Source organism: Mesorhizobium sp. P5_C1 (genome assembly GCF_054049815.1).
The window spans coordinates 1-3,029 of sequence record NZ_JBFULQ010000618.1; the positions used below are offsets into that span (position 1 = coordinate 1).

Consider the following 3,029-nt stretch of genomic DNA (forward strand, 5'->3'; position numbering starts at 1 on the left):
TCGGGATAGGGATGGTCGAAGAGCACGCTTTCACCGATCTCGATCGCGGTCGTCAAGGTCACCGCGTCGGCAGTGTCCCAGCCGGCGACGGCGAAGGCATGGACCACTTCCTTCTTGGTGCCGACAAGGCCGACATTGATCGGATCACCCGGAATGCCCTGCGGCGTGTGCGTCACCATCTCGAAGCGCTGGGTGCGAAAGCCGCGATCCCGGAATGTCCAGAATTCCGGCGCGGCGAAATAGGCGAGCGCCAGATAGGCGGCCAGGAAGGCCGCCACCCAGATTGCAATGCGTCGCCGAAAACTTCGCTGGCTCATCACCGTCGCCCGAACGTTCCGGCATCACTCTATGCGATGTCGTGTTTCGCCGGCAAAGGGCGTCGACATGCTGTTGTCCGACGCTCTAGCGGCAGGCGCGATAACCGTTCCTGCGGTTCTTGATGTCGAAGTGGAAGTGGTTGCGGTGGTCGTAATTGTAGCCGGGGCCGAGCACGGTGGTGAAATACTGGCAGCCGTCGGCGCGCACATTGTTGAGGAAACCGCGAGTGCGGAAGGCGAACAGGCCGGGCTTGCGCACGTCGATGTCGTCGCCATTGTTGAGCTCGATGCTCATCACATCGAGCGCGTTGCCCTTACCGTGCTCCGACAGCACACCTTCGCCGGCAATGTTGCGGCAGGAATAGCTGGAACCCTGGTGGATGGTCTTGACGCCGGAGAAATAGCGCCAGCGGGCGGAGGGAACGAGTTCGTTCTTCGTCCAGCCGGCGAAGGTCGCTGCCATGTCGCAGGTCAGCGTGGCGGCGGGCTTCATCTGGATGCTGCCGATGGCCGAGACCTTGACCGGATAATCGATGCCGCACTGACCTTCATGGATCGGCGCCAGGTCGGTGTAGGCGACATCGAGGCGCTTCAACTGCTGGCGGCAGTCGGTTTCGCTGGCCGGCATCTGCTCGACAGGCGACATCGGCTCATCCATGCGCGGATAGGCGGCGCTCGTCATATAGGGATTGGACGGAACAAGCTTCTGCATGCCCGTGTATTGCGGCACGGCAGCGGTCTGCGAGCCGACATCGACGGCCGGTTCAAGTGACAGCACGCTGCCGGTGTTGCAGGCCGAAACCGCCGCGAGGGCAAGGCCGGCGGCGACCATCGCAGCACTTTTCGATTGGCGCGCGGCGGTGGAAAACACGACGCGAAATTTGCCGACCATTGGCGGAAATCCCATTCACGGATATCCGGCATTTTAACGATCAAGGGTAAAGGAAAACTCAGCGCCCGTGTTCATGCCTGCGGCCGAATTGCGGCATGCAGTGTCGGCCCACCAGGCTCACTGGCAGAAGGTGCCGCCATGCCGGCGCGGTTCGAGATCGAGATGGAAATGCAAGGCATGGTCGGGGTCGGCGCCTGGTCCGAGCACGGTCTTGAACGGTCCGCACGCGGCCTTGCGCACGGCGTTGAGGAATTTCGCGTCCTTTTCCGGCGGCGCCGGGCCGACTTCGATCTTCTTGCCGTCCGACAGCGTGAAGCTGGCGATGTCGAGCGCGTTGCCGAAGGCGTGTTCCGACAGTTTTCTCGTGCCGTGGCGCGGCCGGCAGACAAAGGCCGATGCCTGGCCGATCGATTGCAGATCCGCGCCGAATTCGGCTTTCGCCGCCGGCTGGATGACGCTAGCGGCGAAACGCGCCGCCGCTTCGGCCATCGGGCAATTGAGCTCGGTGCCGGGGCCAATGGCGATCGACTTGCCGAGTGTCTTCAGCACGATCGGATAGGGGATCGAGCAGCCGATGTCGGGATTGCTTTCTGCCTTGTGTTCCTCGAATTCGACACCGAGCGTCTTCAGCCGCTCGCGGCAAGCGACTTCCTCGTCGGGCATCTTCTCGTCGGGGAAATCGGCCGAGCGCGGGTCGGGCAGCATTTTCTCGTCGCTTGCATCCGCCGGCTTTTGCGGCGGCTGCGGGGTGACGGCCGGCGGCTCAACCTCGGGCTCCACGGTCCCAGCCTTTGGTGGTGGCGTCGGCGCCACGGAAGGCGGCTCCGGTTCGTTTTCCGTATCGGCCGATGGTTCGGGGCGCGCCGGCTTTTTTTGATGCGACTTTTCTTCATTGAGCCGGTCAGCCGCTCCGCCGGTCTTTGGAGCTTGCGTCTTCAGCTCGTCCTTCTTTGAAACGTCGGCCTTCTGCGCGTCTAGGGGACGTGGCTCCGGCACCGGAACGTCAGCTGGTGATGTCAACGGATCCTGCGTTTTCTGCTGTATCTTTGTCGGGCCCGGCGTGACGTGCTGAGAGCCCCGGCGTTTCAGCCGATGCTTGCCCCGCGGTTCCAGCGGCTGGTCGGCACGCAGCGACATCGACTGCTCCACCTGGGGCTTGTGGTGCCGGTGCCGATGTCTCGCGTCGGCGGGCGTAACAAGCACAGCCGCGATGGCTACGACCAGTGCAATCCTGCAGGTTTGGGAAAAGACAATCGACCCCATGGCCGTCAACGGCGCGGACGCAAGGAGGTTGCCTTGGCCCCATCACGAACGGTAACCGCGATGTTACGCGCCGATCGCTTCCAGCCCTTCCTCCAGCCAGTCGGCAAGCAGCGGCATGCCAAGCAGATACTTCGCCGTGCGTTTGTTGGCGCGTTCGCGCGCCGCGGCAAGCGCATCCGCCCATTCGGTGCCATCGTAGTCGCCGCGACCGATCCAGGCCAAGGCGATGAGTTCGGCTGCCTCATCGACATTGAGGTCGTTGATCAACTCACGCAGTTCTTCCTCGGTGAGGTTTTCGGAACTTTCCTCGGCGAGGCCGTCATGATGGTGGTTGGCATGGGCCTCGCCGTCGAGTTCGACCTCATGCTCGGCGCCACCGGCATAGTCTTCATTGACGGCCGCACTCAATGCCTTGGCCTTGAGGATGAACAGGCGCACGGTGTCGGGGCCGATCGAAAGCTCCCAATCCTTTTCAAGGCGCCGCTGCACATTCCGTCTCCGTCAGGTCGTTTGCTTGAATGATAGCGGATTTGCAGCATCCGTCACCTGATGTTCTC

The 3,029-nt window shown here is 62.8% G+C and carries 4 protein-coding genes; all 4 read right to left on the reverse strand.

The window, feature by feature from the left end:
- Positions 1 to 317 (reverse strand): LssY C-terminal domain-containing protein (locus tag ACXJ7R_RS28875; RefSeq protein ID WP_457154806.1); only part of this gene is annotated, 317 nt, incomplete at its 3' end.
- A gap of 85 nt (positions 318 to 402) precedes the next feature.
- Positions 403 to 1,209 carry an extensin-like domain-containing protein gene (locus tag ACXJ7R_RS28880; RefSeq protein WP_457154807.1) on the reverse strand — a complete coding sequence of 269 codons (807 nt, stop codon included), beginning with the start codon at positions 1,207 to 1,209 and terminating at the stop codon, positions 403 to 405.
- A 117-nt stretch (positions 1,210 to 1,326) separates the two neighbouring features.
- The gene (locus ACXJ7R_RS28885; RefSeq protein ID WP_457154808.1) at positions 1,327 to 2,346 is read right to left on the reverse strand and encodes an extensin-like domain-containing protein; all 1,020 of its coding nucleotides are present in this window, start codon (positions 2,344 to 2,346) and stop codon (positions 1,327 to 1,329) included.
- Between the two features lie 189 nt (positions 2,347 to 2,535).
- A complete protein-coding gene (locus ACXJ7R_RS28890; protein WP_184874603.1) occupies positions 2,536 to 2,961 on the reverse strand; it encodes a DUF3775 domain-containing protein in 426 nt (141 codons plus the stop codon).
- Between the last annotated feature and the right edge of the window lie 68 nt (positions 2,962 to 3,029).

Bases quoted from the DNA above. Each gene is read 5' to 3' on its own strand.
- ACXJ7R_RS28880 (WP_457154807.1), bottom strand. From the start codon at position 1,209: ATGGTCGGCAAATTTCGCGTCGTGTTTTCCACCGCCGCGCGCCAATCG.
- ACXJ7R_RS28885 (WP_457154808.1), bottom strand. From the start codon at position 2,346: ATGTCGCTGCGTGCCGACCAGCCGCTGGAACCGCGGGGCAAGCATCGG.